This window comes from Actinobacillus genomosp. 2 (assembly GCF_029773605.1).
Lineage (GTDB): Bacteria > Pseudomonadota > Gammaproteobacteria > Enterobacterales > Pasteurellaceae > Actinobacillus.
In genome coordinates this window covers 1,319,930-1,345,556 of sequence record NZ_CP103807.1, presented here as the reverse complement: position 1 = coordinate 1,345,556, position 25,627 = coordinate 1,319,930, and the positions used below count along the sequence as shown (strand labels likewise).

Annotated in this window: 27 protein-coding genes and 3 tRNA genes; 6 read left to right on the top strand and 24 right to left on the bottom strand. The window is 39.8% G+C overall.

The window, feature by feature from the left end; all coding sequences use genetic code 11:
• Positions 1 to 11: 11 nt before the first annotated feature.
• Complete coding sequence (xerC, locus tag NYR60_RS06695; protein ID WP_279466303.1) at positions 12 to 929, top strand: tyrosine recombinase XerC; 918 nt, start codon at positions 12 to 14, stop codon at positions 927 to 929.
• Positions 930 to 932: 3 nt separating this feature from the next.
• On the opposite strand, the gene NYR60_RS06690 is transcribed toward xerC, so the two are convergent.
• From NYR60_RS06690 to rpe, 16 genes are all read right to left on the bottom strand, one after another.
• Positions 933 to 1,322 carry a YbaN family protein gene (locus tag NYR60_RS06690; protein ID WP_279466301.1) on the bottom strand — a complete coding sequence of 130 codons (390 nt, stop codon included), beginning with the start codon at positions 1,320 to 1,322 and terminating at the stop codon, positions 933 to 935.
• A 63-nt stretch (positions 1,323 to 1,385) separates the two neighbouring features.
• Positions 1,386 to 2,177, bottom strand: a complete 792-nt coding sequence (locus NYR60_RS06685) for a glycosyltransferase family 2 protein (RefSeq protein WP_279466299.1) — start codon at positions 2,175 to 2,177, stop codon at positions 1,386 to 1,388.
• Complete coding sequence (gene lpxH / locus NYR60_RS06680; protein ID WP_431831740.1) at positions 2,174 to 2,872, bottom strand: UDP-2,3-diacylglucosamine diphosphatase; 699 nt, start codon at positions 2,870 to 2,872, stop codon at positions 2,174 to 2,176. The genes NYR60_RS06685 and lpxH overlap by 4 nt, the downstream gene beginning before the upstream one ends.
• Before the next feature lie 65 nt (positions 2,873 to 2,937).
• Entirely contained in the window at positions 2,938 to 3,462 is a 525-nt protein-coding gene (locus NYR60_RS06675) for a DUF1523 family protein (protein ID WP_279466297.1), read from the bottom strand.
• Positions 3,463 to 3,491: 29 nt separating this feature from the next.
• Entirely contained in the window at positions 3,492 to 4,280 is a 789-nt protein-coding gene (locus NYR60_RS06670; protein ID WP_279466295.1) for a TatD family hydrolase, read from the bottom strand.
• A 9-nt stretch (positions 4,281 to 4,289) separates the two neighbouring features.
• On the bottom strand, positions 4,290 to 4,619 hold the full coding sequence (locus tag NYR60_RS06665) for a type II toxin-antitoxin system RelE/ParE family toxin (RefSeq protein ID WP_279466294.1): 330 nt from the start codon (positions 4,617 to 4,619) through the stop codon (positions 4,290 to 4,292).
• Complete coding sequence (locus NYR60_RS06660) at positions 4,567 to 4,809, bottom strand: type II toxin-antitoxin system ParD family antitoxin (protein ID WP_279466293.1); 243 nt, start codon at positions 4,807 to 4,809, stop codon at positions 4,567 to 4,569. The genes NYR60_RS06665 and NYR60_RS06660 overlap by 53 nt, the downstream gene beginning before the upstream one ends.
• Before the next feature lie 94 nt (positions 4,810 to 4,903).
• Positions 4,904 to 5,767 (bottom strand): DUF3883 domain-containing protein, encoded by an 864-nt coding sequence (locus tag NYR60_RS06655; RefSeq protein WP_279457362.1) that lies wholly within the window; start codon positions 5,765 to 5,767, stop codon positions 4,904 to 4,906.
• A complete protein-coding gene (locus NYR60_RS06650) occupies positions 5,767 to 6,750 on the bottom strand; it encodes a DNA polymerase III subunit delta' (protein ID WP_279466290.1) in 984 nt (327 codons plus the stop codon). The genes NYR60_RS06655 and NYR60_RS06650 overlap by 1 nt, the downstream gene beginning before the upstream one ends.
• 2 nt (positions 6,751 to 6,752) lie before the next feature.
• Entirely contained in the window at positions 6,753 to 7,379 is a 627-nt protein-coding gene (gene tmk / locus NYR60_RS06645) for a dTMP kinase (RefSeq protein WP_279466288.1), read from the bottom strand.
• Position 7,380: 1 nt separating this feature from the next.
• A complete protein-coding gene (gene mltG, locus NYR60_RS06640; RefSeq protein WP_279466286.1) occupies positions 7,381 to 8,415 on the bottom strand; it encodes an endolytic transglycosylase MltG in 1,035 nt (344 codons plus the stop codon).
• 108 nt (positions 8,416 to 8,523) lie between these two features.
• Positions 8,524 to 8,599, bottom strand: a tRNA-Lys gene (locus tag NYR60_RS06635).
• A 34-nt stretch (positions 8,600 to 8,633) separates the two neighbouring features.
• Positions 8,634 to 8,709: transfer RNA gene (locus tag NYR60_RS06630), tRNA-Lys, on the bottom strand.
• Positions 8,710 to 8,732: 23 nt separating this feature from the next.
• Positions 8,733 to 8,808: transfer RNA gene (locus NYR60_RS06625), tRNA-Lys, on the bottom strand.
• A 194-nt stretch (positions 8,809 to 9,002) separates the two neighbouring features.
• Positions 9,003 to 9,236 (bottom strand): acyl carrier protein, encoded by a 234-nt coding sequence (acpP, locus tag NYR60_RS06620; protein WP_005599419.1) that lies wholly within the window; start codon positions 9,234 to 9,236, stop codon positions 9,003 to 9,005.
• A 265-nt stretch (positions 9,237 to 9,501) separates the two neighbouring features.
• The gene (gene rpe / locus NYR60_RS06615; protein ID WP_279466284.1) at positions 9,502 to 10,176 is read right to left on the bottom strand and encodes a ribulose-phosphate 3-epimerase; all 675 of its coding nucleotides are present in this window, start codon (positions 10,174 to 10,176) and stop codon (positions 9,502 to 9,504) included.
• A gap of 219 nt (positions 10,177 to 10,395) precedes the next feature.
• Here rpe and NYR60_RS06610 point away from each other — a divergent pair, with 219 nt between their 5' ends.
• The gene (locus NYR60_RS06610; protein WP_279466281.1) at positions 10,396 to 10,665 is read left to right on the top strand and encodes a type B 50S ribosomal protein L31; all 270 of its coding nucleotides are present in this window, start codon (positions 10,396 to 10,398) and stop codon (positions 10,663 to 10,665) included.
• A 9-nt stretch (positions 10,666 to 10,674) separates the two neighbouring features.
• Positions 10,675 to 10,800: a type B 50S ribosomal protein L36 gene (gene ykgO, locus NYR60_RS06605; protein WP_279466279.1), complete on the top strand. Its 126-nt coding sequence runs from the start codon at positions 10,675 to 10,677 to the stop codon at positions 10,798 to 10,800.
• Between the two features lie 111 nt (positions 10,801 to 10,911).
• On the opposite strand, the gene mrcB is transcribed toward ykgO, so the two are convergent.
• The 5 genes from mrcB to recG all read right to left on the bottom strand — a co-directional run bounded on the left by mrcB (position 10,912) and on the right by recG (position 18,687).
• Positions 10,912 to 13,320, bottom strand: a complete 2,409-nt coding sequence (mrcB, locus tag NYR60_RS06600) for a penicillin-binding protein 1B (protein WP_279466276.1) — start codon at positions 13,318 to 13,320, stop codon at positions 10,912 to 10,914.
• 86 nt (positions 13,321 to 13,406) lie between these two features.
• Positions 13,407 to 14,264 (bottom strand): 1,4-dihydroxy-2-naphthoyl-CoA synthase, encoded by an 858-nt coding sequence (menB, locus tag NYR60_RS06595; RefSeq protein ID WP_279466275.1) that lies wholly within the window; start codon positions 14,262 to 14,264, stop codon positions 13,407 to 13,409.
• A gap of 129 nt (positions 14,265 to 14,393) precedes the next feature.
• Positions 14,394 to 16,100, bottom strand: a complete 1,707-nt coding sequence (locus tag NYR60_RS06590) for a RelA/SpoT family protein (RefSeq protein WP_279466274.1) — start codon at positions 16,098 to 16,100, stop codon at positions 14,394 to 14,396.
• A gap of 97 nt (positions 16,101 to 16,197) precedes the next feature.
• Positions 16,198 to 16,479, bottom strand: coding sequence for a DNA-directed RNA polymerase subunit omega (gene rpoZ / locus NYR60_RS06585; protein ID WP_012263402.1), 282 nt, complete (start codon positions 16,477 to 16,479; stop codon positions 16,198 to 16,200).
• Positions 16,480 to 16,605: 126 nt separating this feature from the next.
• Positions 16,606 to 18,687 carry an ATP-dependent DNA helicase RecG gene (gene recG / locus NYR60_RS06580; protein WP_279466271.1) on the bottom strand — a complete coding sequence of 694 codons (2,082 nt, stop codon included), beginning with the start codon at positions 18,685 to 18,687 and terminating at the stop codon, positions 16,606 to 16,608.
• Between the two features lie 191 nt (positions 18,688 to 18,878).
• Between recG and proS the strand changes: the two genes are divergently transcribed.
• Positions 18,879 to 20,594: a proline--tRNA ligase gene (gene proS, locus NYR60_RS06575; RefSeq protein WP_279466269.1), complete on the top strand. Its 1,716-nt coding sequence runs from the start codon at positions 18,879 to 18,881 to the stop codon at positions 20,592 to 20,594.
• Positions 20,595 to 20,851: 257 nt separating this feature from the next.
• Here the strand turns inward: proS and NYR60_RS06565 are convergent, their stop codons facing one another.
• Entirely contained in the window at positions 20,852 to 21,436 is a 585-nt protein-coding gene (locus NYR60_RS06565) for a sigma-70 family RNA polymerase sigma factor (protein WP_279466265.1), read from the bottom strand.
• Positions 21,437 to 21,523: 87 nt separating this feature from the next.
• On the opposite strand from NYR60_RS06565, the gene msrP reads away from it, so the two are divergent.
• Together msrP and NYR60_RS06555 are read left to right on the top strand one after the other, a co-directional pair.
• Entirely contained in the window at positions 21,524 to 22,480 is a 957-nt protein-coding gene (msrP, locus tag NYR60_RS06560; RefSeq protein ID WP_279466263.1) for a protein-methionine-sulfoxide reductase catalytic subunit MsrP, read from the top strand.
• Positions 22,480 to 23,073 carry a protein-methionine-sulfoxide reductase heme-binding subunit MsrQ gene (locus NYR60_RS06555; protein ID WP_279466262.1) on the top strand — a complete coding sequence of 198 codons (594 nt, stop codon included), beginning with the start codon at positions 22,480 to 22,482 and terminating at the stop codon, positions 23,071 to 23,073. The genes msrP and NYR60_RS06555 overlap by 1 nt, the downstream gene beginning before the upstream one ends.
• Positions 23,074 to 23,151: 78 nt before the next feature.
• Here NYR60_RS06555 and rpoH read toward each other — a convergent pair whose 3' ends face one another.
• On the bottom strand, positions 23,152 to 24,102 hold the full coding sequence (rpoH, locus tag NYR60_RS06550) for an RNA polymerase sigma factor RpoH (protein WP_279466261.1): 951 nt from the start codon (positions 24,100 to 24,102) through the stop codon (positions 23,152 to 23,154).
• A gap of 144 nt (positions 24,103 to 24,246) precedes the next feature.
• Complete coding sequence (locus tag NYR60_RS06545; protein ID WP_279466260.1) at positions 24,247 to 25,584, bottom strand: MFS transporter; 1,338 nt, start codon at positions 25,582 to 25,584, stop codon at positions 24,247 to 24,249.
• Between the last annotated feature and the right edge of the window lie 43 nt (positions 25,585 to 25,627).

Here is a 25,627-nt window from a genome sequence, read left to right as displayed (position 1 = left end):
ATTTTATTATTATGCTCAATTCACAAAATATCCTTTATCTGCAAACTAAACCTTATTGGGATTTTCTTCGTATCGAAAAACAAGCCAGCCAACATACATTGAGTAATTATCAGCGACAGCTATTAGCGGTGAGTGAAATGCTTAATCAAGCAGGTATTTTACAATGGCAAGAAGTAAATAGTGCTACGGTACGTTGGATTATCACGCAAAGTAATAAACAGGGCTTGGGAGCAAAAAGTATCGCTTTACGTTTAGTCGCATTACGTCAATGGTTTAATTATTTAATTCGACAAGAGCAGATGTCGGTCAATCCGGCAGTTGGTATAAAAGCACCGAAAGCAAATAAGCGATTACCGAAAAACATTGATGCAGAACAGGTAGGTCAGCTCTTAACGAGTGATAGCAATGATCCGAGTGATTTACGTGATTTAGCCATGATGGAACTCATGTATAGTTCCGGCTTACGTTTATCGGAGTTACAAGGGCTTGATTTAGGCGATATGGATTTAGCCGGACGGGAAGTGCGTTTATTGGGTAAAGGGAATAAAGAACGTATTGTACCGATTGGTTCGAAAGCCCTTGAAGCGTTAAATCGTTGGTTAGCGGTAAGAGGGCAATTTAAACCGCAAGATAATGCGGTATTTTTAAATAAACGAGGTGGAAGATTATCGCACCGCTCAATCCAACTGGTCATGCAAAAATGGGGTGAGAAACAGGGATTGGAAAGTCATTTGCATCCGCATAAATTACGCCACTCGTTTGCGACACATATGCTGGAAGCGAGCGGAGATTTACGTGCGGTACAAGAATTACTCGGGCATAGTAATCTTTCCACTACCCAAATTTATACGCATTTAGATTTCCAACATCTTGCCAAGATTTATGATGCGGCTCATCCGAGAGCAAGACGTAAAAAACAAGATGATTAAAGGTTAGGCATTGGAACGGCTACTCTTTTCAGCCGTAGGAATTGTGGCGATTTTGCAGAAGAAATACCAATATTGGCAAATAACTACGGCGATTAAAGTCAATTTTCCCCAAATATTAGGCAAAGCGAAAAATGAAATGATGCAAAACGGTGCAGAAATTAACAAAATCGTAATTTTTTGCTTCATGGTCATTGCACGTTTTTCATCATATTCTTTTAAATATTTTTGATAGAGCTTGGTTCGCATAAACCACATTTGTAAGCGAGGAGAGCTTTTGCCAAAACAGAAAAGTGCCAGTAATAAAAACGGTGTGGTCGGTAAACCGGGTAAAATCGCACCTAAAATGCCAAGTCCAATACATAAAAATCCGGTGATGATATAAAAGAGTTTCATAGTAATTAAAGTTGATAATTAATCTCAATTAGAGATGTTAGATGGATTTTGTCTCTTTTTCAACTAATTCCACTGAATATTGAGTGGTTTTATTCCGATTTTTTTCGTTGTTAGACATTCTTTTAGTTGCTGAACTTGTTGGCAGATTTTATCTGTGACGGCTTGTGCTTCTGTTATTTTCTCCGCGGTGATACCCTTTGGCGTTTTATTGAATAAGATAGCGTCCAATAGGCGTTCCGCATACATACCTTCATGGCAATAATGTAACACGCCGGCATCATTAAATGCGGTAGCAACCGCACTAATTTGCGTAGTGGCAATGCCTAAAGCTCCGTCTTCGCCGCCTAGTTCTCGGAAAAGTTGATGCTGTGGAAAGCCACCACAAGCGAGAAAAAATGAGCGACGGAATACAGTATTTCCTGCTCCGGTCATTCGCATATGTTGCCAAGCGTATTCAAAGTTAGCGTGAGTGGTATAACGTTCAGCTAATCCAACCGGTTTAAGAGCCAAACGAACAACAGCAGTTTCCGACCTAAAAGTGAAAATCCCTTCTGCAATTTGTAACGCATAATCTTCATAAGCATCGTCCGCATCTAAAAAAGCGATAAAGTCGGCTTCACTTTGTAAGGCACCCCAATTTCGAGCCTTAGCCGCACCGCTATTCTTCGGCATACGTTCTACTTGGATTTTGTGTGGTAATTGTGCTTGTAAATATTCAGCAAGAGCAAAAGTGCCGTCGGTAGAACAATCATCAATTAACCATAATTTGCCTAATTGCGGTTGGTTTAACACGCTTTGTACTGCACGCACTAATGTGTGTTCGGCGTTATAGCAAGGAATGATCACATCTATCATACAAACTCAAATCCCTGTTCATCAAATTTTAAAATGGAAGCATAATCTACGTTCCAATCTCCGAGGACGATACGAGTAAATTTTGCTTCAGAATGTACCGCTTGGCGGTGGGTGTGGCCATGAATCAGATAAGTTGCGTCAAAGCGTTTTACCATTTCGGCGGTAAATGCCGGATTCACATCCATAATATCAGCGGATTTAGATTGTTTATCTTGTTTGCTTTTGGCACGAATTTTCTGAGCAATACGAATTCGCAGAGAGAGCGGTAAACGTAAAAAGAGCCACTGCAGCCATTTCTGATGTACTTTACGGCGAAATTGTTGGTATTTCACATCGTCAATGCAAAGCGTATCACCGTGGCAAATTAGTGTTTTATTGCCGTATAAATCAAGCAGGTAATAATCGGGCAGAATTTCAATACCGGTTTCTTGCGCGAAGCGTTTGCCCAATAAGAAGTCACGGTTTCCGCAAATAAAATAGCATTTTACACCGCTTGTAGTGAGGGTTTTTAGGGCGTTTTTCACTTGGTTGATAAGCTCGGATTGTTCGTCGTCGCCAATCCAAAAATCAAAGAAATCACCTAGGATATACACACTTTCTGCAAGCGGTGCTTTTTGTTGCATAAATTGCAAAAAGTGTTCGGTGATCTGAGGCTGTGCCTCGTTGAGGTGCAGATCTGCAATAAAATAAATCATTTTGCTCGCAATAAAAAACGGTTCAATTTGCAAAATTTTAGCAAAATTGAACCGCTTGGAATAGGTTATTCGTTACGGAAGATGCCACGAATAAATTGAACGGAGAGGAAGAACAGCAATGCTAATACGCCGTAGAGAATATAACTGAAAATCGGCATTGAGCTGCTTTCGCCTTCTGATAATGGTTTGATTGACACAATGTTTCTAAACTCGTTTAAGAAGTTAATACGCCAGCCGTAATATTTAATTTGCACCAGTTGTTTTTCATTTGCATACGCTTGGGCTTTGGCTTGAATATCGGCAGAACCGAATTTGAAATAAGGCGGTAAGCCCCAACCGGTATCTTCATTACGATATACCATCACTTTTTTCGTTTCCGGATTCTCGGTAAACAAGAAATAGACATCACGTACTTCACCGTCTGCTGGGTTAGCTTTACTGATGATACCGTCTTTATCCATACGACGTACTTCCATACCGGTTACTGTGGTAGTTTCATAGCTTGGCATCGCATAATTGACCGCACCACCTAACACAATAAAAAATGAGAGTGAGACGAGGATGAGAAAATATTTTAAAATCGCTTTCATTAGGATTCCTTTATTTAACTTTTATAGATTTAGAGTGTAATTTTGAATAAGTTTTGCACATTTTTAGTGGTAATGCGAGCTAATTCTTCCGTTGAAACGCCTTTTAGCGTGGCAAGATACTCACAAGTTTCACGCACATAAGCCGGCTGATTCGGCTTACCACGATACGGGATCGGTGCAAGGTAAGGCGAATCGGTTTCAACCAATAAACGGTCAAGTGGCACTTTACGTACTACATCACGTAATTCTTCCGCATTACGGAAGGTGATAATCCCTGAAATCGAGATATAGAAACCAATATCTAATGCACGTTTTGCCATATCCCAATCTTCGGTAAAGCAATGCAGCACGCCACCGCAATTTTCTGCTTTGCCTGCAATCAGCATATCCATTGTATCTTGACGAGCGGAACGAGTGTGAATAATCAGCGGTTTATTCACTTTATTGGCAATTTCAATTTGTTGCGAAAACAACGATTGTTGTAACGCTTTCGTTTCCGGCGTGTAGTGGTAATCTAAGCCGGTTTCGCCAATCGCAACCACTTTTTCATCTTGTGCAAAGGCAAGTAATTTGTCGTAATCAAACGGTTCATCTTCGACATTTAATGGATGCACGCCACAAGATAGTGAAACATCATTACGATGTGCTGTTAAGGCTTTCATCGCCTCGAAACGCCCGATAGTAGTACAAATTGAGATAAAATGATGAACGCCACGTGCTTTAGCATTTTCGATCACTTCGTCCACATTTTTATGGCGAGTTTCGTAATCTAAGGAATCTAAATGACAATGTGAGTCGATAATAAATAAGTCTTTCAATGTTTTTTCCTACATATAATGTTTATGATCCATTCTATTGTTTAGAATACGAACCACTAAAATATAGTTTGATTTAATTTGATAATAAATAGTATGAGATTGGCAAACAAAACTAAAAATATTTAAACCAATTTCACTTCGAGAAATACCCATTTGAGGAAAGGAAGCGATATTCTCTAGCGTCTTTTTTAGATGGTGTAAGTATTCATCTGATTGCTTACGTCCAAATTGTTCCGTTGTATAATGGGTAATAGCGGTTAGATCTTGCTTAGCTTTTACCGAAAACTTATACATTAGCACTACCTCTTGCTTCTGTAACGATTTCATCAAAAGAATCATTACATTCGCCACTATCAATACCTTCTTGAATAGAATGACGTAATTGCACGAGATATTGCTCTTTTTCTTCTAACAAACGTAAGGCAGTACGCACCACTTCACTTGTTGAACCGTAACGTCCACTTTCTACCATTTGATTAACGAAATCATTTAATGGCTCGCCTAAAGTAACACTGGTTGTTCTTGCCATAAATTCTCCTGTTGTGTGAATTATTCACACAATAGCAGTTTCTAGAAGATAAGTAAACGAAAGGCGATAAATTGTTATCGCCTTATCTCAAATTTTATTTTATTTTTACTTTGTATGTAATTTCTTTCGTATAGTTGATAGACTTTATATAGGAAATAGGATTTTGAATTTCCTCAATTTCTCCTTGCTTGTTTTCTAAATCAGTTAGTCTAATCAAATAAATGAAAGCATTATCCCCTTTACTTTCTAAAACATCCCATTCATTTTTTGAAAGGTAAAATACGTTATTTTTAGAGATTAAATTAGATTTAACTTCTATAAATCGTTCTCCATCTTCTGATTTAGAATATAAATCGTAACCAGCTCCAACATCATCTAAATAACATCGTTTTATCTTAGCATTAGGATTGCGTTGTTTTTCATATTGATATGCGATTTCTTCGCCAATATTGCCGATTAAAGCTCTTTTCTCAAGTAACTTTGAGAAATCATGTTTTGAAATTTTTCTTTTATAACTTTTACCATCAAATGATGTAACGATATGTTTTGGCTTAATTAATTCTTCTTGAGCATTAACTTCTAAAAAATGAATTTCATCAATATTATTTAATACCGATTTTAGATTAGTATTATCCTTAATCCATTGTTTAAATTGCTCAATAATTTCCTTATCAAGATTACGACCTGCTTTCCATTCTCTATTTAATACTTTACTAATTAATTCTCTTGTTGTTTTACCATTATTACAATAGTAGAGATTATCTCGATATATCGAAAAAGTATTGTTTTTAAAAGCAGAGAATTTAGAAACTGCAAAATAATACTTTTTATCTATTTCAGTATAGAGAAAATATTTTGGATTATCCCCTAATAGAATTCTAATTTCATCTGATGATTGGGGAAAATTAATGACATTCTGATAAATATCGTTTTCTGTTTCTACAAAGATCTTGTCCATTATTCAAATACCTCTAAAATAAGTTTAGTTAAACAATCTAATAACATCAATTCTAAATTCACCGCATTCACTTGCTGTAAGTCTTGGCGGGTTTGTTGCAGGATTTGGTGACCTTTTAGCAGTGCTTGGGCGGAGAGTTGTTGGCTAAACGGCAGAATACCGGCTTGTAAATCGGGGTTTGTCCAACCGATTGAAATATCCATTTTGGCTTTTAACGCATCGGCGAAAAAACTATCCAACCATTCTAACTGCTGCAATACCAATTCTTTTTCTTTATCGAATGCCGTGAAGAGTAGCAACACATCTCGACTTTTAAAGAAGCGCCAAAAGGTTTGTAAAAAGGTTTTACGGGCTTGCAAGCGGTCGTTTTCTAAAAAAGTTTTGCAAATTAACGGACGTTGATGACACAGACGCATCGCAATTTCACAGGAGGTAAAATCAACTCCGCTACAGTTTGCTTGCAACCAATCTAACGCAATATCCGTTTCCGGTGGATGAATTAACCACGTTTGACAGCGACTTTGAATGGTCGGGAGCATTGCACCTTGCAATGGTGCTTCAAGTAGAAAATAAACGCTGTTATGCGGTTCTTCAAGCGTTTTTAAGAGTGCATTGCTACTTGCTTCGGTTAAGCGTTCCGCACCTCGGATATATACCACCGCATTGCCACCTTGTTGCGAGAAGTTTTGCAATTTGGCATTGGTTTCACGTACTTGATCAATCCCGATATCTTTACCGTCAATCGGTTCTAAGATATGAAAATCGGGATGGTTTCCGGCAGTAGTCAATAAACAACTTTTACATTGCTGGCAAGCCTGTTCGCCGAGCGGATTTTGGCAGAGTAGCCAATGTGCAAAATGACGAATCAGCGTTTCCGTGCCTAAACCTGAATCGGTTTTAAATAACAGGGCGTGATGACCACGCCCGTGTAAAAAGGATTCGGTTAGTTGTTGATAAGTAGGTTGAAGCCAAGGATATAGCATATTTATTTTGCAATGTTTAAGAAGTTTTCGACCGCTTGTTGAATATCTGCCGTTACTTTTTCAATCGGTTGTTCCGCATTGATAATTACCGCTTTCTCATTATTTTGTGTCAGTTCCAAATAACGTTGGCGTGTGCGATAAAAGAAATCGAGGCTTTGCTGTTCGATACGATCCAGTTCACCGCGACCTCGTGCGCGAGCTAAGCCGACCGCAGGATCGATATCAAGATAAATGGTCAAATCCGGCTCAAATTTGCCTAATACGGTTTCTTTCAAAGTTTCGAGTAAGTGACGATCGATTTGGCGGCCACCACCTTGATAAGCCTGAGAAGACATATCGTGACGATCGCCTAACACCCATTTGCCTTCTGCTAATGCCGGTTTAATTACGTTTTCGACTAGTTGAATACGTGCTGCATATAACATCAATAATTCGGCTTTATCACTAACCGCTTCTTCGGTTTCGTGTTTGATTAAATGACGTAATTTTTCTGCAAGCGGTGTACCACCAGGTTCACGGGTTTGTACCACATTTTTGCCCGCTTTTTCCAACTGAGCTAAAATCACTTGGTGTGCAGTAGTTTTGCCCGCACCCTCTAAACCTTCCAGAACAATAAATTTTCCACGCATCTTATTTCTTCTCAAGTTTTTTATTTCGTTCGATTTTAATCCAGTCACGAACCGCTTGGTTGTGTTCGTCTAGACTTTTGCTAAATTTATGTCCGCCACTCCCGTCTGCCACAAAATAGAGATATGGCGTATTATCCGGTTGTGAAACCGCTTTTAATGCTGCTTCACTTGGCATTGCAATCGGTGTTGGCGGTAAGCCGTCAATCACATAAGTATTATAAGGCGTTGCTTCTTCCAAATCTTTTTTACGAATATTACCGTTATACCGATCACCCATACCATAAATCACAGTCGGGTCGGTTTGCAATTTCATTTTTAATCTGAGGCGATTAATAAACACAGAAGCCACTTGTGGGCGTTCACTCGCAACCGCTGTTTCTTTTTCTACAATAGAAGCTAAAGTTAACATTTCATACGGGGTGGCAAGCGGTAGATTTTCCACACGATTTTGCCAAGCGTTATCCAATGCTTTTTGTTGTTTTTGATAAGCACGTTTAAGTAAGGCTAAATCGCTTGAGTTCGGTACATAGCTGTAAGTATCCGGTGCAATCCATCCCTCAAGTTTATCGTGTTCAACCCCAAGCAGTTGAGCAATTTCCGCTTCGGATTTTCCGGTTAGCGTGTGTTGCATATAATTTGCTTTTTCCAGTTGCTCACGCCAAACCTTAAAGGTTTTTCCTTCGATAAACTGTACGTTAAGTTGAACTTCTTTGCCGGAACTGAAATGTTTCAACAAATCTTCAACTGTATTCAGTCCGTTTAGTGAGTAAGTTCCTGCTTTAAACTTGCTGAGTTCCGGCTTAAAACGCATTAAGTAGGGGAGTAAGCTCACGTCATCGTGATTAACGATATTTTGTTCTTCTAATAATTGTGCTAGTTTTTGGCTAGATGTGCCTTTTTCTAATAGAAAGAATTGATCTGCTTTGGTAGTAATTGGATGTTGTGCTAAATCATTAAGTTTTTGATAACCATAGAATACACAGCCTAAAGTGATAGCCCCGATGAAGCCGAGTGAAATAAAAAGTTTTTTGATCATTAAAGAAAATTCGCTATATAAATACGTGAATTGAAAACAAATGAATTTTACACTATAAACACAGAATAAGCGGCGATTTTTTCAATAAAATTTGTAAGGAGATAAAAGTGGTGGGTCGTGAAGGATTCGAACCTTCGACCAACGGATTAAAAGTCCGCTGCTCTACCGACTGAGCTAACGACCCATTTCAGATTGGACTGATTTGGTAAGTTCTAAAGTGGTGGGTCGTGAAGGATTCGAACCTTCGACCAACGGATTAAAAGTCCGCTGCTCTACCGACTGAGCTAACGACCCTTTAGAGGGTGTTACAAGTTAAATGGTGGGTCGTGAAGGATTCGAACCTTCGACCAACGGATTAAAAGTCCGCTGCTCTACCGACTGAGCTAACGACCCATAACGTTGTGTAACAGGCGTGTATAATACGGATTTAAAAAAAATGATCAAGTGCTTTTTGGTAAATTTAGCTTATTTGAATGGTTTGTAAACGATTTTACGGATTTTTGAGCAGGTAAGTTTAATTAAAATATGGAAGTGATTAGATTTGTAGCAAAAAATAAGGCGGTCAATTAACCGCCTTATTCTTGAAATTATGCGTTAGCTTTTGTCACGTAGTCAATCGCTGATTGAACTGTTGTGATTTTTTCAGCTTCTTCATCTGGAATTTCGATATCGAATTCTTCTTCTAAAGCCATCACTAACTCAACGGTATCTAAAGAGTCTGCACCTAAATCTTCAATGAATGAAGCTTCTGGTTTAACGTCTTCAGCTTTAACACCTAATTGATCAACGATAATTTTTTTTACGCGTTCTTCAATGCTCATTTTGTTTTTCCTATGTGAAATTCGCCTAAATGCGAGAGTTGAATAGTGTAGAGAAAAAAATGCTAAATTCAACGTTTTTTAGGAAGGTCAAACCAGCGAATTTCTCACACAAGTATAAATAGTTCGCTTATAACAGCGAAAAGCGGCGGATATTCTAACATTATGTATAGGGTTTATCCATAGCAGATTTTGACTCGTTCAGTAATTTATCTACGGATAGCGGTCAAAATTTGCTGATTTTTTACAAAAAATACCACTCGATAAATTAAATTTTAGCTAGTTCCGCACGCATTTGGTCGATAACGGCTTTATAATCAGGCTGATCAAAAATAGCGGAACCGGCAACAAAGGTATCTGCACCTGCTTCGGCTATTTCTGCAATGTTATCTATTTTTACACCGCCATCAATTTCTAAACGAATACTTCTGCCAGTAGCATCAATACGATGACGTACTTCTCTTAATTTATTCAGTGTAGCCGGAATAAATTTTTGTCCACCGAAACCAGGATTAACCCCCATTAATAAAATCATATCCACTTTATCCATTACATAATCAAGATAGTGGAGTGGCGTGGCAGGATTAAACACTAAACCGGCTTTACAGCCGTGATCTCGAATCATTTGCAATGTACGATCAATATGATCCGTTGCTTCTGGGTGGAACGTAATATAGTTAGCTCCGGCTTTTGCAAAATCCGGAATTAAACGTTCGACCGGTTTTGCCATTAAATGTACATCAATGTCCGCTGTAATCCCGTAATCACGTAGTGCTTTGCAAATTGCCGGACCAAATGTCAGGTTGGGTACAAAATGGTTATCCATGACATCAAAATGAATAATATCGCCACCGGCTTTGAGGACTTCTAAAACATCGTCACCTAGACGAGCAAGATCAGCAGATAGAATAGAAGGGGCGATTAAGAATGGTTGTTGAGCCATATAATTGTCCTTATGGAATGATCAATGAACTATGTTTGATAGCGTATCATAAAACATAAAAATAAAAGGCGATCTAGCTCTCACTTTTATTATTTAGCCTAAAATTTAGGCAAAAGAGATATATCCATAAAAAAATTATAGAAATTAAATTATTTATCATATAGGATATACCCACTTTTTATTTGTGGGAATAAATAAAGTTACTGGAGGATTTTTATTATGAAAAAAGGGATTCACCCTGAAAATTATCGTGAAGTATTGTTTTATGACGGTTCAGTACAAATCGGTTGGGTTATTCGTTCTTGTGCGGTTACAACTAAGACAATGGTTTGGGAAGATGGTAAAGAATACCCATTTTATCCGCTAGATACTTCATCTGCTTCACATCCTGTGTATACGGGTAAACGCCGAGAAGCGAATACGGAAGGTAGAGCAAGTCGCTTTAATGAACGCTTTAAAGGTATGGCTGGCTTAACTGCAAAAAAATAGGAAAATGGAATGAAAATTTTAAACTCATTGAAAACGGCAAAAAGCCGTCATCCGGATTGCCAGATTGTACGTCGTAAAGGCAAACTTTATGTGATCTGCAAAGCCAATCCACGTTTCAAAGCTCGTCAGCGTTAATTTATATTGGATTACTTTGAAATCAGAAAACGAAAAACGCATATTCAATAAGAATTGAATATGCGTTTTTTAATTTAAATGTAGCAAAAACTTTAATTTTCTAACCGCTTATTATTCAGTTGGTGCTACTTCTTCAGTTGGAATGGCTTGTTGATCTTCAGCAACTTCTGCTTTGGTATTTTCCGTTTTGGATTTATCGAGTGAAATTGCCTCTAATACCGTTGGTTTAGTTGCTTCTACAACATTGCCGGCGTTAGTACAGTAATGTTGCCCACGATCACGCCACATTGGAATTTGGCGATTCGGATCACAATTAATTGTACCGTAGCCATTAATCCCTACCCATTGCATTGTGTTTGCTTTTGGTAATTTAAAGGCGGTCGGTAATGCTCGTTCCAAATATTGTTTATAGACAAATAATGCACCGCTTGAACCGGTTAAGTTGGTATCGGTATTATTATCCTTACCTAGCCATACGGTTGTCACGTTTTCGCCATCCACTCCAACAAACCACGTATCACGTGCATTATTGGTTGTCCCGGTTTTACCGGCTAAACGTAAATGTGCAAATTCATTTTGTAAGCTACGTGCCGTACCTCGTTCTACTACTTGTTGCATCGCATACAAGGTCTGGATAGTCGCTTCCTGAGGCAACACTTGCTGGCTAACTTCTTCAATATTACGTTGATAGAGTGGACTACCATCGTGTGACATAATCGCTTCAATTGTGGTTAATGGCGTTTTTAAACCGTTATTTGCCAAAACTTGATATGATTTTGTCACGTCATAAGGCGAGATTGAATACGACCCTAATAACATTGATGGATATGCCGGAATATCCGCTTTATCCCAGCCCATTTCTTTTTGCTTCGCAATCACTTTCTTTAAACCGACTTTCATACCGATATTCACGGTTGGAATATTCAACGAGCGAACTAACGCATCCATTAACATGACTGATCCACTAAAGCGTTTATCGTAGTTTCTCGGTGTCCAAGGTGCAGAACCTTTGGTATAAATGGTAATAGGTCTATTCTGAATTGGTGTATTCAGGCGAAAATTCTTTGGATCAGAAAGGGCAATCGCATAAATTGACGGTTTAACCAATGAACCAATTTGGCGTTTAGTCTGAATTGCTCGGTTAAAGCCGGCAAATTGGGTTAAACGGTCACCCACAATTGCACGAACTTTCCCGGTTTTATATTCTGCAACTACAATCGCAGACTGTAAGTCTTTGATTTTACTATCAGATTCTTCTAATTTTTCTAATCCGTCAATGACTGCTTGTTCAGCAGAACGTTGCTGCTTTCTATCTAAAGTGGTAAAAATTTTTGCACCGGAAAGCTGTGCATATTTGGTTTCGCCTAACTCCGCTTTAAGGTCAAGGTTTAATGCCTGCATAAATGCTGGTTGTTGGCGATAAATTGTCCCTTTCTCTTTAACGCCAAGCGGTTGTTTGACCAGTAATTCATATTCTGGTTGGGTAATTGCTTGGTTTTCCAGTAATAATTTTAATACCACATTACGGCGTTCCAAAGCTGCCTCAGGATGACGCCAAGGGTTATAGAGGGAAGGTCCTTTTACCATACCAACTAATAACGCCATTTGTGACGGGGTAATTTCTTGGATTGGGCGACCGAAATAGAATTGGCTCGCTAAGGCAAATCCATGTACCTGATAACTTCCGTTTTGACCTAGATAAATTTCGTTTAAATAGGTTTCAAGAATACGGTTTTTATCATAGCGGAAATCTAAAATCAGCGACATTAATGCTTCATTCACTTTACGGACAATGGTTTTTTCACTGGTTAAAAATAAGTTTTTAACCAATTGTTGCGTTAACGTACTCGCACCTTGCACGGTTCTGCCAGCTTGATAATTAGCCATTAATGCACGTGCAATACCCAACGGGCTGATACCATCGTGTTGATAGAATCGTTTATCTTCTGTCAGGATTAATGCTTGAATGAGGAAGTACGGATATTGCTGTAAACGTAATGCCTGACGTTCTTCATCATTGCCCGAATGTAGCATCGCAATTAATTTCGGATCAAGACGAAACTCATCAATCAGCTTACTTTGTACTAAGTCTTCAATATGCGCTAATTTATTATTTTCAAAGTGTAAACGTAAAATACGTTGTGCTTCCGGTGTTTCGGGAAATGGAAATGCACGGCGTAATAAGACTAATTTATTGTCTTCGATTTTAAAATCGCCAGGCGTTGCGATTTGAGAAACTTGGCGGTAGCCGTTATCAAGCAACGCTTGTTTGGTTGCTTCAAGAGAGAGTTTATCGTCAATACTGATACTTTCAATTCGGCTATATACTTCAGCCGGTAATTGCCAAACCTGACCGTCCATTTTGGTGCGAATACGCCCATCAAGGTAGATCCCATAAAATGCTGCAAAGCAAGCACCAATAAGACCTAATTTGAGGCAAGTCGGAATAAAGAAAGGTTTTTTCTTTGGTTGTATATCTTCTTGTTCTGACGTTTGAGGTTCAGTTTGGGTATTTGACATAGAAAATTCTTTGCAAAAAAGTGAGCGAATTAGACCGCTGGTAAAGCCCCTCTCATTTTTGAGAGAGGCTATAAATTATATAATTATTATGGATTACGTTTAAATTTACTAAAGTCAGGTTCACGTTTTTCGTTGAAAGCGTTACGACCTTCTTGACCTTCTTCCGTCATATAGAACAACATCGTTGCGTTGCCTGCTAATTCTTGAAGACCGGCTTGACCGTCACAGTCTGCATTTAATGCTGCTTTTAAGCAACGTAATGCAATCGGGCTGTTTTGTAACATTTCACGACACCAACGCACCGTTTCTTTTTCAAGATCCGCATAAGGCACAACCGTGTTTACTAAGCCCATATTTAACGCTTCTTGCGCATCGTACATACGACATAAGAACCAGATTTCACGTGCTTTCTTCTGACCTACGATACGCGCCATATAGCTTGCACCCCAGCCGCCGTCGAATGAACCCACTTTCGGACCGGTTTGACCGAATTTTGCATTATCTGCCGCAATGGTTAAGTCACACATCATATGTAATACGTGGCCGCCACCTACCGCATAACCTGCGACCATTGCCACAACCGGTTTCGGGCAAGTACGAATATCACGTTGGAACTCCAACACGTTTAAGTGATGTACACCACTGTCATCTTTATAACCGCCGTAGTCGCCACGAATTTTTTGGTCGCCACCCGCACAGAAAGCATATTCGCCTTCTCCAGTTAGAACGATTACACCAATTTTCTCATCATAACGAGCATCAGCAAATGCGTGGATCATTTCTTTAACTGTTTGTGGACGGAATGCGTTACGGACTTCAGGACGATTAATGGTAATTTTAGCAATACCATCGGTTGATTTGTGGTAACGAATGTCAGTGTAACCTTCGCTATGATCTACCCATGTAACTGGTGCATAAAGAAATTCTTCACTTGGATATAACATTGGAGTTCCTTTTTAATGTATATAAAAAATTCGGGCAATTATAGCCGAATTGAGAGGGATTAACGAGAAAATAAGCGGTCAAATTTTGTAAAAAATTTACAAAAATCTACCGCTTATGTTTAGAGATAGTTAGGATTTTGCCACACGAACAACGCCGTTTACTTTCGTTAATTTCTGAATAACGACATAGAGATGGGCATTATCTGTGACGGAAATACGCATTTTAACCTGATAATTACCTGTGCCGTTCGGACGACTTTCTACTGTGCCGATATTGCTATTCATTGAAGCAATTGCATTAGTTAAACTTGCCAATACACCTGGCTGATCTTTGATTTCTAACTCGATATCAACTTCTAAATATTCAGGTTTTTCTGATTCGTCTGCAATATGCTCCACATTTTCTAAATGTTTAAGTGCAGAACGTATTTTCGAACGGGCTTTTGAACTGACGGCAAATGTTAACCAAGACGGACTCGGGCGTTTGCCTTGTTCAGTAATAATTTCAACGGTTTGTCCGGATTGTAATGGCTGTGAAATCGGATACGGATTGCGATCCACAATCGCACCGACACAACGGTCGCCAATGTCCGAGTGAACCGCATAAGCAAAGTCGATAGCGGTTGCTTTTGCCGGCAATTCTACAATACGACCTTTAGGTGTAAACACATAAATATCATCGGAGAAAAGGTCGGATTTAACGTTCTCAATAAATTCATCCGAGTTACCGGCGCTTTGTTGCAGCTCGATAATACTGCGCAGCCATTGTTGTGCTTTTTGCTGTACGCTGGTTGCAGTCGCTTGATCTTCGGTATAACGCCAGTGTGCCGCCACGCCGAGTTCCGCCATTAAATCCATATCTTCGGTACGAATCTGTACCTCAATCGGCACGCCTTTATGTCCAATCATTGAGGTATGTAAAGACTGATAACCGTTACTTTTCGGTACAGCAATATAGTCACGAATTTTGTACGGACGTGGCTTATAAAGTGAATGCATTTGCCCCAACACACGGTAGCAATTATCTACACTTTCGACTACCACTCTAAACGCATAAATATCTAAAATGGAATGGAAATGTTGGTCACGTTGACGCATTTTTTCATAAAGCGAGTAGAGGTGTTTTTCTCGCCCATACACACGTCCTTTGATACCGGCTTCGTCTAAACGTGATTGAATTTCGTGTGAAATGGTTGAAATCAGATCTTGGCGAGTACCACGCGCCATATCAATCGCCATACGTAACACACGATAGCGATGAGGGTGCATCGCTTGGAAACAGAGATCTTCTAATTCATTTTTAAGATGCTCAATGCCTAAACGATGTGCTAACGGACTATAAATCTCAAGGGTTTCTTTGGCAATGCGGCGACGTTTGTCCGGACGTAACGCACCCAACGTACGCATATTATGAGTACGGTCAGCCAGTTTGATTAGCACCACCCGAATATCTTTGGTCATCGCCAAAATCATTTTGCGGAAGTTCTCAACTTGTGCTTCTTGGCGAGTACGGAATTTTAATTTATCCAGCTTGGAAACGCCTTGCACGATTTCCGCTACACTCGCCCCAAATTCGGCGGCAAGTTGTTCTTCCGTGTAAGGTGTATCTTCAATCACATCGTGTAAAAGTGCAGCCATGACCGCTTCGTGGTCAAGTTTCATTTCTGCAATAATTGATGCGACTGCCACAGGATGAGTAATATAAGGCTCACCACTCGAACGAGTTTGCCCCTCGTGTGCATCACGAGCGATCACAAAAGCACGTTTTACCAACTCGATTTTATCAGCAGGTAAATAGCCCTGAATTATGTTATCTAGCGGTTGAAAAAGATACACAATACACCTCGAGAAAATAGAATTAAAAAATGGATAATTAATAATGAGAGATTTATATCCCATTTTCAATTATCCATTTCAAATTTTCAATTAAATATTAAGCGTTAGCTTGTACATCTGCTAAGAAAGAGATCGCTTCTTGTTCAGCAACTTCTTGTTGGATCGCATCATTATTTTCTAATTGATCCATAATCTGACCATTGATTAAACCTTTTTCGATTTCACGTAATGCGATAACGGTAGGTTTATCATTTTCTTCAGGCACAAGTGGTTCACGAACGTGAAGTTGTAATTGTCTTGCACGGCGTGCCGCGGTCAAAATTAAGTCGAAACGGTTGCCGATTTTATCTGCTGCTTCTTGTACGGTTACACGAGCCATTTTATTACTCCAGAGTTTTTGCGAATTTCGTTTATAAAAAGACGACAGATTATACAGAAATTCGTATCTGCTTACAATGCAAGCGGTTAGATTTGCAAAAACTTTGTTAAATCAAACCGCCTGTGGTTAAGCATTACTATATTCGGTACGCTCGCTAAGCCAGCGGCGAATTAGGGCTTCTGCAAGCGGTGGGTTTTGCTGAATAATTTGCTTGGCATAGTTTTGTACCAATGGAATCATTTTGCGATCTCGCATTAAATTCGCTACTTTAAATTCCGCCATACCGGTTTGTTTTGTGCCGAGAATTTCACCGGTGCCACGAATTTCCAAATCTTTTTCGGCAATATAGAAACCGTCTTGGCTGTCACGTAACACTTGTAAGCGTTTACTTGAGATTTTGCCAAGCGGTGGTTTATAAAGTAACACGCAATGCGAAGCGGTTGCACCACGTCCGACACGACCTCGTAACTGATGTAGTTGAGCAAGCCCTAAACGCTCGGAGTTTTCGATAATCATTAGACTGGCATTCGGCACATCAACCCCCACTTCAATTACCGTTGTGGCAACCAATAAATCAATGTTTGCCGCTTTAAATTCCGCCATAATCGCTTGCTTTTCTTGCGGTTTCATTCGTCCGTGTACCAAGCCGATACGTAAATCCGGCAAGGCTCGTTGTAAATCTTCGGCAATCGCTGCCGCCGCTTGTGCTTCCAAGACTTCCGATTCATCAATTAGGGTACAAACCCAATAGGCTTGGCGTTTTTCATTTTTGCAGGCGGCATACACACGGCGGACAATTTCATCGCGTCTGTCTTCCGAAATCGCCACGGTGGTAATCGGCGTTCGCCCTGGTGGTAGCTCATCAATAATCGAAGTATCCAGATCAGCATAGACCGTCATCGCTAAAGTACGAGGAATTGGTGTAGCGGTCATAATCAGCTGGTGCGGATAAATGCCGTCTTTTGCCCCTTTTTCACGTAGGGTTAAGCGTTGATGTACACCGAAACGGTGTTGTTCATCAATAATCACTAATGCAAGGTTATGAAACTCCACGCTTTCTTGGAAGAGGGCGTGCGTGCCGATAATCATCTGTACTTCGCCGTTTTTAATCGCTTCCAGCTGTGCAGTACGAGCTTTGCCTTTCACTTTACCGGCAAGCCAACCGACTTCAATCCCGAACGGGCGTAGCCAGTTGGCAAAATTATTGGCGTGCTGCTCGGCAAGGATTTCAGTCGGTGCCATTAACGCCACCTGTTTGCCATTATCAATTACAAGCAAGGCGGCAAGTGCCGCGACTAACGTTTTACCCGAGCCAACATCGCCTTGTACTAAACGCATCATTGGCGAAGATTTGGCTAAATCTTGCTCGATATCCGCCGTCACACGGCTTTGAGCGTTGGTCGGTTTAAACGGCAAACTCGCCAAAAAACGACTTTTGAGATCGGTTTGATAACGTAGCGGCGTAGCCGTAAGCTGATTGACTCCGACTCGCACTTGCTGCATCGCCAAGTTGTGTGCCAATAATTCTTCAAAAATCAGTCGTTTTTGTGCCGGATGATCACCTTTTTCCAACTGTTCGGCAGAAACACTTGGTGGCGGGCGGTGTAATAATTGCAATGCCTGTTTTAAGCTGTATTTATGCGGATTGTATTCGTCCGGTAACAGCTCACCAACCTTGATTTTATCCAATAACGCTAACGCTTGTTCGGTGAGTTTACGTAACGAATTTTGCTTTAAACCTTCTGTTGTGGAGTAAATCGGTGTTAACGTTTCGGCAAGTTCAAGCGGTTGATTATTGCGAATAATTTGATATTCAGGGTGATGAATTTCCGCCATAAAACGCCCACGTTTGATTTCGCCAAAAGCTTTTACACGTGTGCCGGCGGTCAGGCTGTTTTTCATTCCCGCATTAAAATTAAAAAATTTCAGCGTAATTTTACTGGTGCCGTCAGAAAGCACGGTGGATAAAATTGGACGGCGACCGAATTGCACTTCGGTGAGTTGCACGATGCCTTCGATGGTTGAAAAACTTTCCGGACGTACATCAATAATTGGTGTAATTCGGGTGCGATCTTCATAGCGATAAGGCAAATGAAATAACAGATCTTGCACGTTATTAATGCCGATTCGGCTAAGTTTTTCCGCAATTGCCGCACCCACCCCGGAGAGGGCGGTAAGTGGCACACCGTCTAGTAATTGTTCGCTCATAGTAAAATTTTGATTAAATCCGACCGCTTGTTTTCGATTGGGCTAATATAACAAATACTGTTTTTATGTACAAATCAAGCGGTCGGATTTCATTAATTTTTTGCAAATGGCGAAAATCTCTAAAAATTCGACCGCTTTTGTTTTAAAATAGATCCCATTTTTCGATATTTAAAATAACAATAGGAATAACAATGCGTACAAGTCAGTATTTATTTTCGACCCTTAAAGAAACGCCGAATGATGCACAGGTGGTAAGCCATCAATTAATGCTACGTGCCGGTATGATTCGTCCGATGGCTTCAGGTTTATATAACTGGTTGCCGACCGGGATCAAGGTGTTGAAAAAAGTAGAAAACATTATTCGTGAAGAAATGAATAAAGGTGGTGCTATCGAGGTGTTAATGCCTGTGGTGCAACCGGCGGAATTATGGCAAGAATCAGGTCGTTGGAACGATTACGGTGCGGAATTATTGCGTTTTGTTGATCGTGGTAGCCGTGATTTCGTATTAGGACCAACTCACGAAGAAGTAATTACCGACTTAGTTCGCCGTGAAGTGTCTTCTTACAAACAACTTCCGTTAAATTTATACCAAATTCAAACTAAATTCCGTGATGAAGTGCGTCCACGTTTCGGTGTGATGCGTTCACGTGAATTTGTGATGAAAGATGCCTATTCTTTCCATGTGGACAAGGCGTCATTACAAGAAACTTATGATGTAATGTACCAAGTGTATAGCAATATTTTCACTCGTCTTGGTTTAGATTTCCGTGCGGTACAGGCGGATACAGGGTCAATCGGTGGTTCAGCTTCACACGAATTCCAAGTGTTAGCGTCAAGCGGTGAAGACGATGTGGTGTTTTCAACTGAATCGGATTTCGCAGCGAATATCGAATTAGCGGAAGCGGTAGCCGTGGGCGAGCGTCAAGCACCAACGGCAGAAATGCAGTTAGTCGATACGCCGAATGCGAAAACGATTAACGAATTAGTTGAGCAATTCAATTTACCGATTGAAAAAACGGTAAAAACGTTAATCGTAAAAGGCGCAACCGAAGAACAACCGCTTGTGGCGTTAGTGTTACGTGGCGACCACGAATTAAATGAAATCAAAGCACAAAAACATCCGTTAGTGGCTGATCCGCTTGAATTTGCAGATGAAGCAGAAATCAAAGCGAAAATCGGTGCAAGTGTAGGCTCGCTTGGCGTGATTAACCTTAACATTCCTGCGATTATCGACCGTTCAGTAGCGGTTATGTCAGATTTTGGTTGTGGTGCAAACATTGACGGTAAACATTACTTCAATGTGAACTGGGAACGTGATGCGGCAATGCCAGAAGTAGCGGATTTACGTAACGTAGTGGAAGGCGACCCAAGCCCAGACGGAAAAGGCGTGCTACAAATCAAACGAGGTATTGAAGTAGGGCATATTTTCCAACTTGGTACCAAATACTCGGAAGCAATGAAAGCGACCGTTCAAGGTGAAGACGGTAAACCGCTTGTGATGACCATGGGTTGCTACGGTATCGGTGTAACACGTGTGGTGGCAGCGGCAATCGAACAGCACCACGATGATCGCGGTATTATTTGGCCATCAGATGAAATCGCACCGTTCACAGTAGCAATTGTGCCGATGAATATGCACAAATCGGAAATCGTACAACAATTCTCGGAAGAGTTATATCGTACCTTAAAAGCTCAAGGTGTGGATGTGATTTTCGATGATCGTAAAGAGCGTCCGGGTGTAATGTTTGCCGATATGGAATTAATCGGTGTACCACATATGGTGGTTATCGGTGAGAAAAATCTCGCAAACGGCGAAATTGAATATAAGAATCGCCGCACCGGTGAGAAACAAATGATTGCTAAAGATCAGCTTTTAGCTTTCTTAAAAGAAAATGTAAAAGCATAATGAGCAAAAATAGATGAAAAAAGACCGCTTGTGTTGATGCAAGCGGTCTTTTTGTTAGGAGTCTTTATCGTTTTTTGTTTCTGTTCCGGTATATTGGCAGTAGTCTTTTACTATTTTTCTTAATTGATCATTGTTTTGTTTAAAATAACGGCATTTAGGGCAAAGCCATAGATGGACTTGTAGCTGAACACTGTCTTTCACATTTAACTTTTTTTCACAGCTTAGTGAAATTAATTCGGAGGCATGCTCGCAATTCATTATAATTTTTCTCCTTCAAACCAATTTTTTGCTAAACAAGCCTGTAGCTGTAGCCTCGCTCGGTGCAAAATAACATGTAAATTGGTAATACTGATATCACATTCTAAGCAGATTTGCTCACTGCTCATTTCCAAATGTTCTCGCATCATAAATACGCGAGCCTGTTGTGCAGGTAGGTTATTTAAACAAATGTCGAAGATCGCCCAAAATTCTTTCTTATAACTTATCTGATTTACATCTTCCCATTCTTTTGGCTCGTAGGTTTCTGAAACCCAATAACCGGTATGGTCAAAAAATTGATTAGGACTTTCTTCTTCAACAAGCTCAGAAACATTAACAGTACGTTTTCGATATTTAATTAAATCAACTATCTTATTTTTTAAAATTGCAAAAATCCAAGTTTTTAAAGCCGCTTCACCACGAAATGAGTGTGCATTTTTATAAGCACTCGCAAGTGATTCTTGCACGACATCCTCAGCAAGATCAGGGTCCTTTATTTGAAGTGTGGCAAATTTAAGCATTTGTAAACGAATTTCTTCAATTCTTTGTGGAGAAATTGAATTTAATTGTTCAATTTTTGACATTGTTTTTCCTTTTATAAAAAAATTTATTTTTGTGTAATTATTTTTATGGTTTTTAGGACAAACGATTATACAACAAAGGAGATGATTATGAAGAGATTAACCCACAATGATGTTACGCCGGAAGATATTTTTAATCAGCGTCGTCAAATTATCAAAGCAATGGGGCTTGGTATTGCCGGTTTAAGTTTGCCCCAAATCGCTTTCTCAGCTGAACAGTCCGCTCAGTCAAAAAAACTTGATTTCAAAGCTGTTGCCAAAACGAATTTAACATTAACGCCCGAGAATAAAATTATTGGTTATAACAATTTCTATGAATTTGGTACGGATAAATCCGATCCGGCAAAATTTGCGAGAGATTTGAAAACGGATCCTTGGTCATTAGAAATCAGCGGAGAAGTTGAAAAGCCTTTTGTGCTAAATCATAGCCAACTCTTTAATACTTTCCCATTAGAAGAACGCATTTACCGTTTTCGCTGTGTTGAAGCGTGGTCAATGGTTGTACCTTGGGTCGGGTTTGAATTGGCTCGTTTAATTGAAATGGCAAAACCTACGTCTAAAGCGAAGTTTGTTGTATTTCATACATTGCACGATCCGGAACAAATGCCAGGGCAGAAAAATAAATTTTTTGGCGGCGGTATTGATTATCCGTATGTAGAGGCATTAACTCTGGAAGAAGCGATGAATCCGCTTACCTTACTTTCTGTCGGGTTGTATGGAAAAATGCTACCGCCACAAAACGGTGCGCCGATTCGTTTGGTTGTGCCGTGGAAGTATGGCTTTAAGAGCATTAAATCTATTGTGAAAATTACCTTCTCAGAAACTCGTCCTCGCACCACTTGGGAAAAACTTGCACCGCACGAATACGGTTTTTATGCTAACGTGAATCCTAACGTAGATCATCCTCGCTGGTCGCAAGCCTCAGAGCGTGTTATCGGCAGCGGTGGATTACTTTCGGTTAAACGTCAAGATACCTTGATGTTTAACGGATATGAGAAAGAAGTCGCACATCTTTATAAAGGTTTGGATTTAAGAGTAAATTTCTAATGTTATTGCTATTGAGAACAATCATTCATCTGGCGTGTATAACGCCATTATTATGGTTAACTACGGTATTACTGACGGATAATGCGGAAGTATTAGGTGCTGATCCCGGCAAAGATCTGATTCATTTTCTCGGTTATACCGCCATTATTATTTTTTGTGCTATGTTTGTCTTAGGCATTATGTTACAAGTTTTGCACAAGAATCAGTATCAGATTTTACGCCGTCCATTAGGATTATGGGCATTTGTTTGGGCATTATTACATATGCTCAGCTATTTAGTATTAGAACTGGGATTAGATTTCTCGTTATTTTTCAGTGAAATTTCTCAGCGTCCTTATCTTATTTTAGGTGTAATCGCATTTATCATTTTATTAGTGATGTCTGTTACATCTATTCCATTTATCAAGCAGGTATTAGGCAAAAAATGGTTTAGCATACACCAATTTGCTTATATTGCAATTGTTGCGGCGGCAATTCATTATTATTGGTCGGTTAAAGGCATAACCCTTGCCCCTATTCTGATTGGCTTAACGGTAATCGTAATAATCGCTTGGAAATATCTAGGTCAGAAGTTGTTAATGATGAGTAAATAGGTATTAGATTAGTAGCCATAAACAAGCGGTCATTTTTACATAAATATAGTAAAAATAACCGCTTTTATTTAGATAACTTTACTCAAAACTCACCGCATCTTTAATTTTCTTCAAGGCTGCGTTTTCGAGTTGGCGGACACGTTCGGCGGAGATGCCGTATTTGTCGGCTAAATCTTGTAACGTTGCTTTTTCTTCATCTAACCAACGGGTTTTGATAATGTCTTGGCTACGTTCATCTAGTGTCGAAAGTGCATAGGCTAATTGTGCGGTGGCTTGACCGTTATATTGGTCGTCTTCCAAATCATCGGCAAAGTTAGAACTGTTATCTTCTAAATACATTGACGGTGTGTAGGCTTCATCGTCATCTTCACCAACCGGCAAATCGAATCCTAAGTCTTGTCCTGTCATACGAGATTCCATTTCACGTACTTCTTCAGGAGAAACACCTAAATCTTCAGCGACTTTTTGGATTTCTTCCTCATTGAACCAAGCCAAGCGGTTTTTATTTTTACGTAAATTGAAAAACAGTTTGCGTTGTGCTTTGGTAGTCGCCACTTTTACGATACGCCAGTTTTTTAATACGTATTCGTGAATTTCCGCTTTTACCCAATGGACAGCAAAAGAAACCAGTCGCACACCAACATTCGGGTCAAAGCGTTTTACTGCTTTCATTAAGCCGATATTGCCTTCTTGGATTAAATCAGCAAGCGGTAAACCGTATCCTAAATAACCTCTAGCGATATGAATTACAAAACGCATATGCGATAAAATTAACTGTTTTGCAGCTTCAACATCTTCATCATAGTAATAACGCTCGGCTAATTCTTTTTCTTGCTCAGCGGTTAAAATCGGATATTGGTTCGCCATACGAATATAGCTGTCGAGATTGCCTTGTGGTACAGGTATACCACCTTGTACCAATGCCGGATGCATTGCTTCAGTCGGCTGATTGTCATCGGTTAAGATTTCTACTTCGTCCGGCTCAATAATTTCTGCATCTTCAATCTCGTGTTCGTCAAACTTTTTCATGCTATCTCTCTGGCTAATAATTTAATCTCGTATTATAACAGCGTTATCACTTATTCGTCTGTTTTTCTTATGAATAGGTTGGACGCAAATAAAAAAGCTGAGTTCAATTTAAAACTCAGCTTTTAGACTTAGTAGGATATTTATTTAGGCTTTAATGGTTTTTTCTTCGTGTTTTGCAAGAATTAAATAACCTACCGCAGAGAAAGCAGAGAGTGCTGCAATAACCACATAAGACCAGAACCAACCAAAGTTATCCGCCATAATCGGCATAATCCAGTTTGCCCCCATATTACCGATTAAGTAAGCTGTTACACCGACAAAACCGATTGCCGTACCGGCTACATTTAGTGGAACAAAGTTAATAGTTAGGATATTAACGATTAATTGAGGACCATAAATTAATGCCCCTAGAATACCACAAATTACTAATAACAATGGGTAATTAGGCGCACCGCTGGCGGTAACGTATTCATACACAAATACAATCCCTGCCATAGCAAATAAGCCGATAGCTCCCATTTTTGCCATTTTGTTCGGATATTTGATCGCTAGCCATGCGAATACCAATGATCCCGGAATTGCGACCCATTCTAAGATTGAAATTGCCATATGAGCTTCCGCATCTCCCATTTTCGCCACTTCGTGTAAGTAAATTGGCATCCAGTCTTCAATCCCGAAGCGAACAAAATACAGTGCCACGTTTACTGCAGCAACTAATAACAGGGCTGGGTTAAGGAAAACATATTTTCCGATAAGTTGCCAATAGCCTAAATTATGTTTTTCTTCTTCGGAAGCAACATTAGATTCACCGGCATCGCCATACATTGTGCGGAGTGAATCTAATCCCTCTTTTTCTGGGGCATCGCCACCGAATTTCCAACAGAAGACGGCAAATAATAACACTAATACTGCCGGCACTAAGAACGCCATTAATACATTACCGGTTGAGGGAACGATAAAGCCCATTGTGGTCATCATCGCAATCATCATAGGTAACATCGCTGACCCCATATTTTGCGAGATATTCCAACCGGCGATAGCGGCACCTCGAGTTTTATTCGGATAATAATTGGCAATCATATTTTGTGATGCCGGTGCTAAAGCTCCTTGTACTACGCCGCACAGTACTAACAATACCGCAAGGGTCAAAATTGAAGTATGGTAGAAACCAATCGTAATACAGATAACCGCACTAGCACCTAAACAAATAGCAAAGAGTTTACGTAAATCGACACGGTCACCCAATGCACCCATATAGAATTTTGCTAATCCGTAGGAAATCGTTAAACAAGAAAGCAACATTGCAATATCCGCTTTCTCCCAACCGTTTGTGACCATAATGGATTTAGACATTAATTTAAAATTGTTACGCACTAAATAAGCACAGACATAACCAAGAAACGCCACAATAAAAATCATTTTTTGGCGTTTTAAGAACGTTGCGAACTTTTCTGGCTCTTTTTGTTGATAATCGAAAGCCATAATTGCCCCCTAATGAAAAATTTGAATAAAAAAGTAAATAACT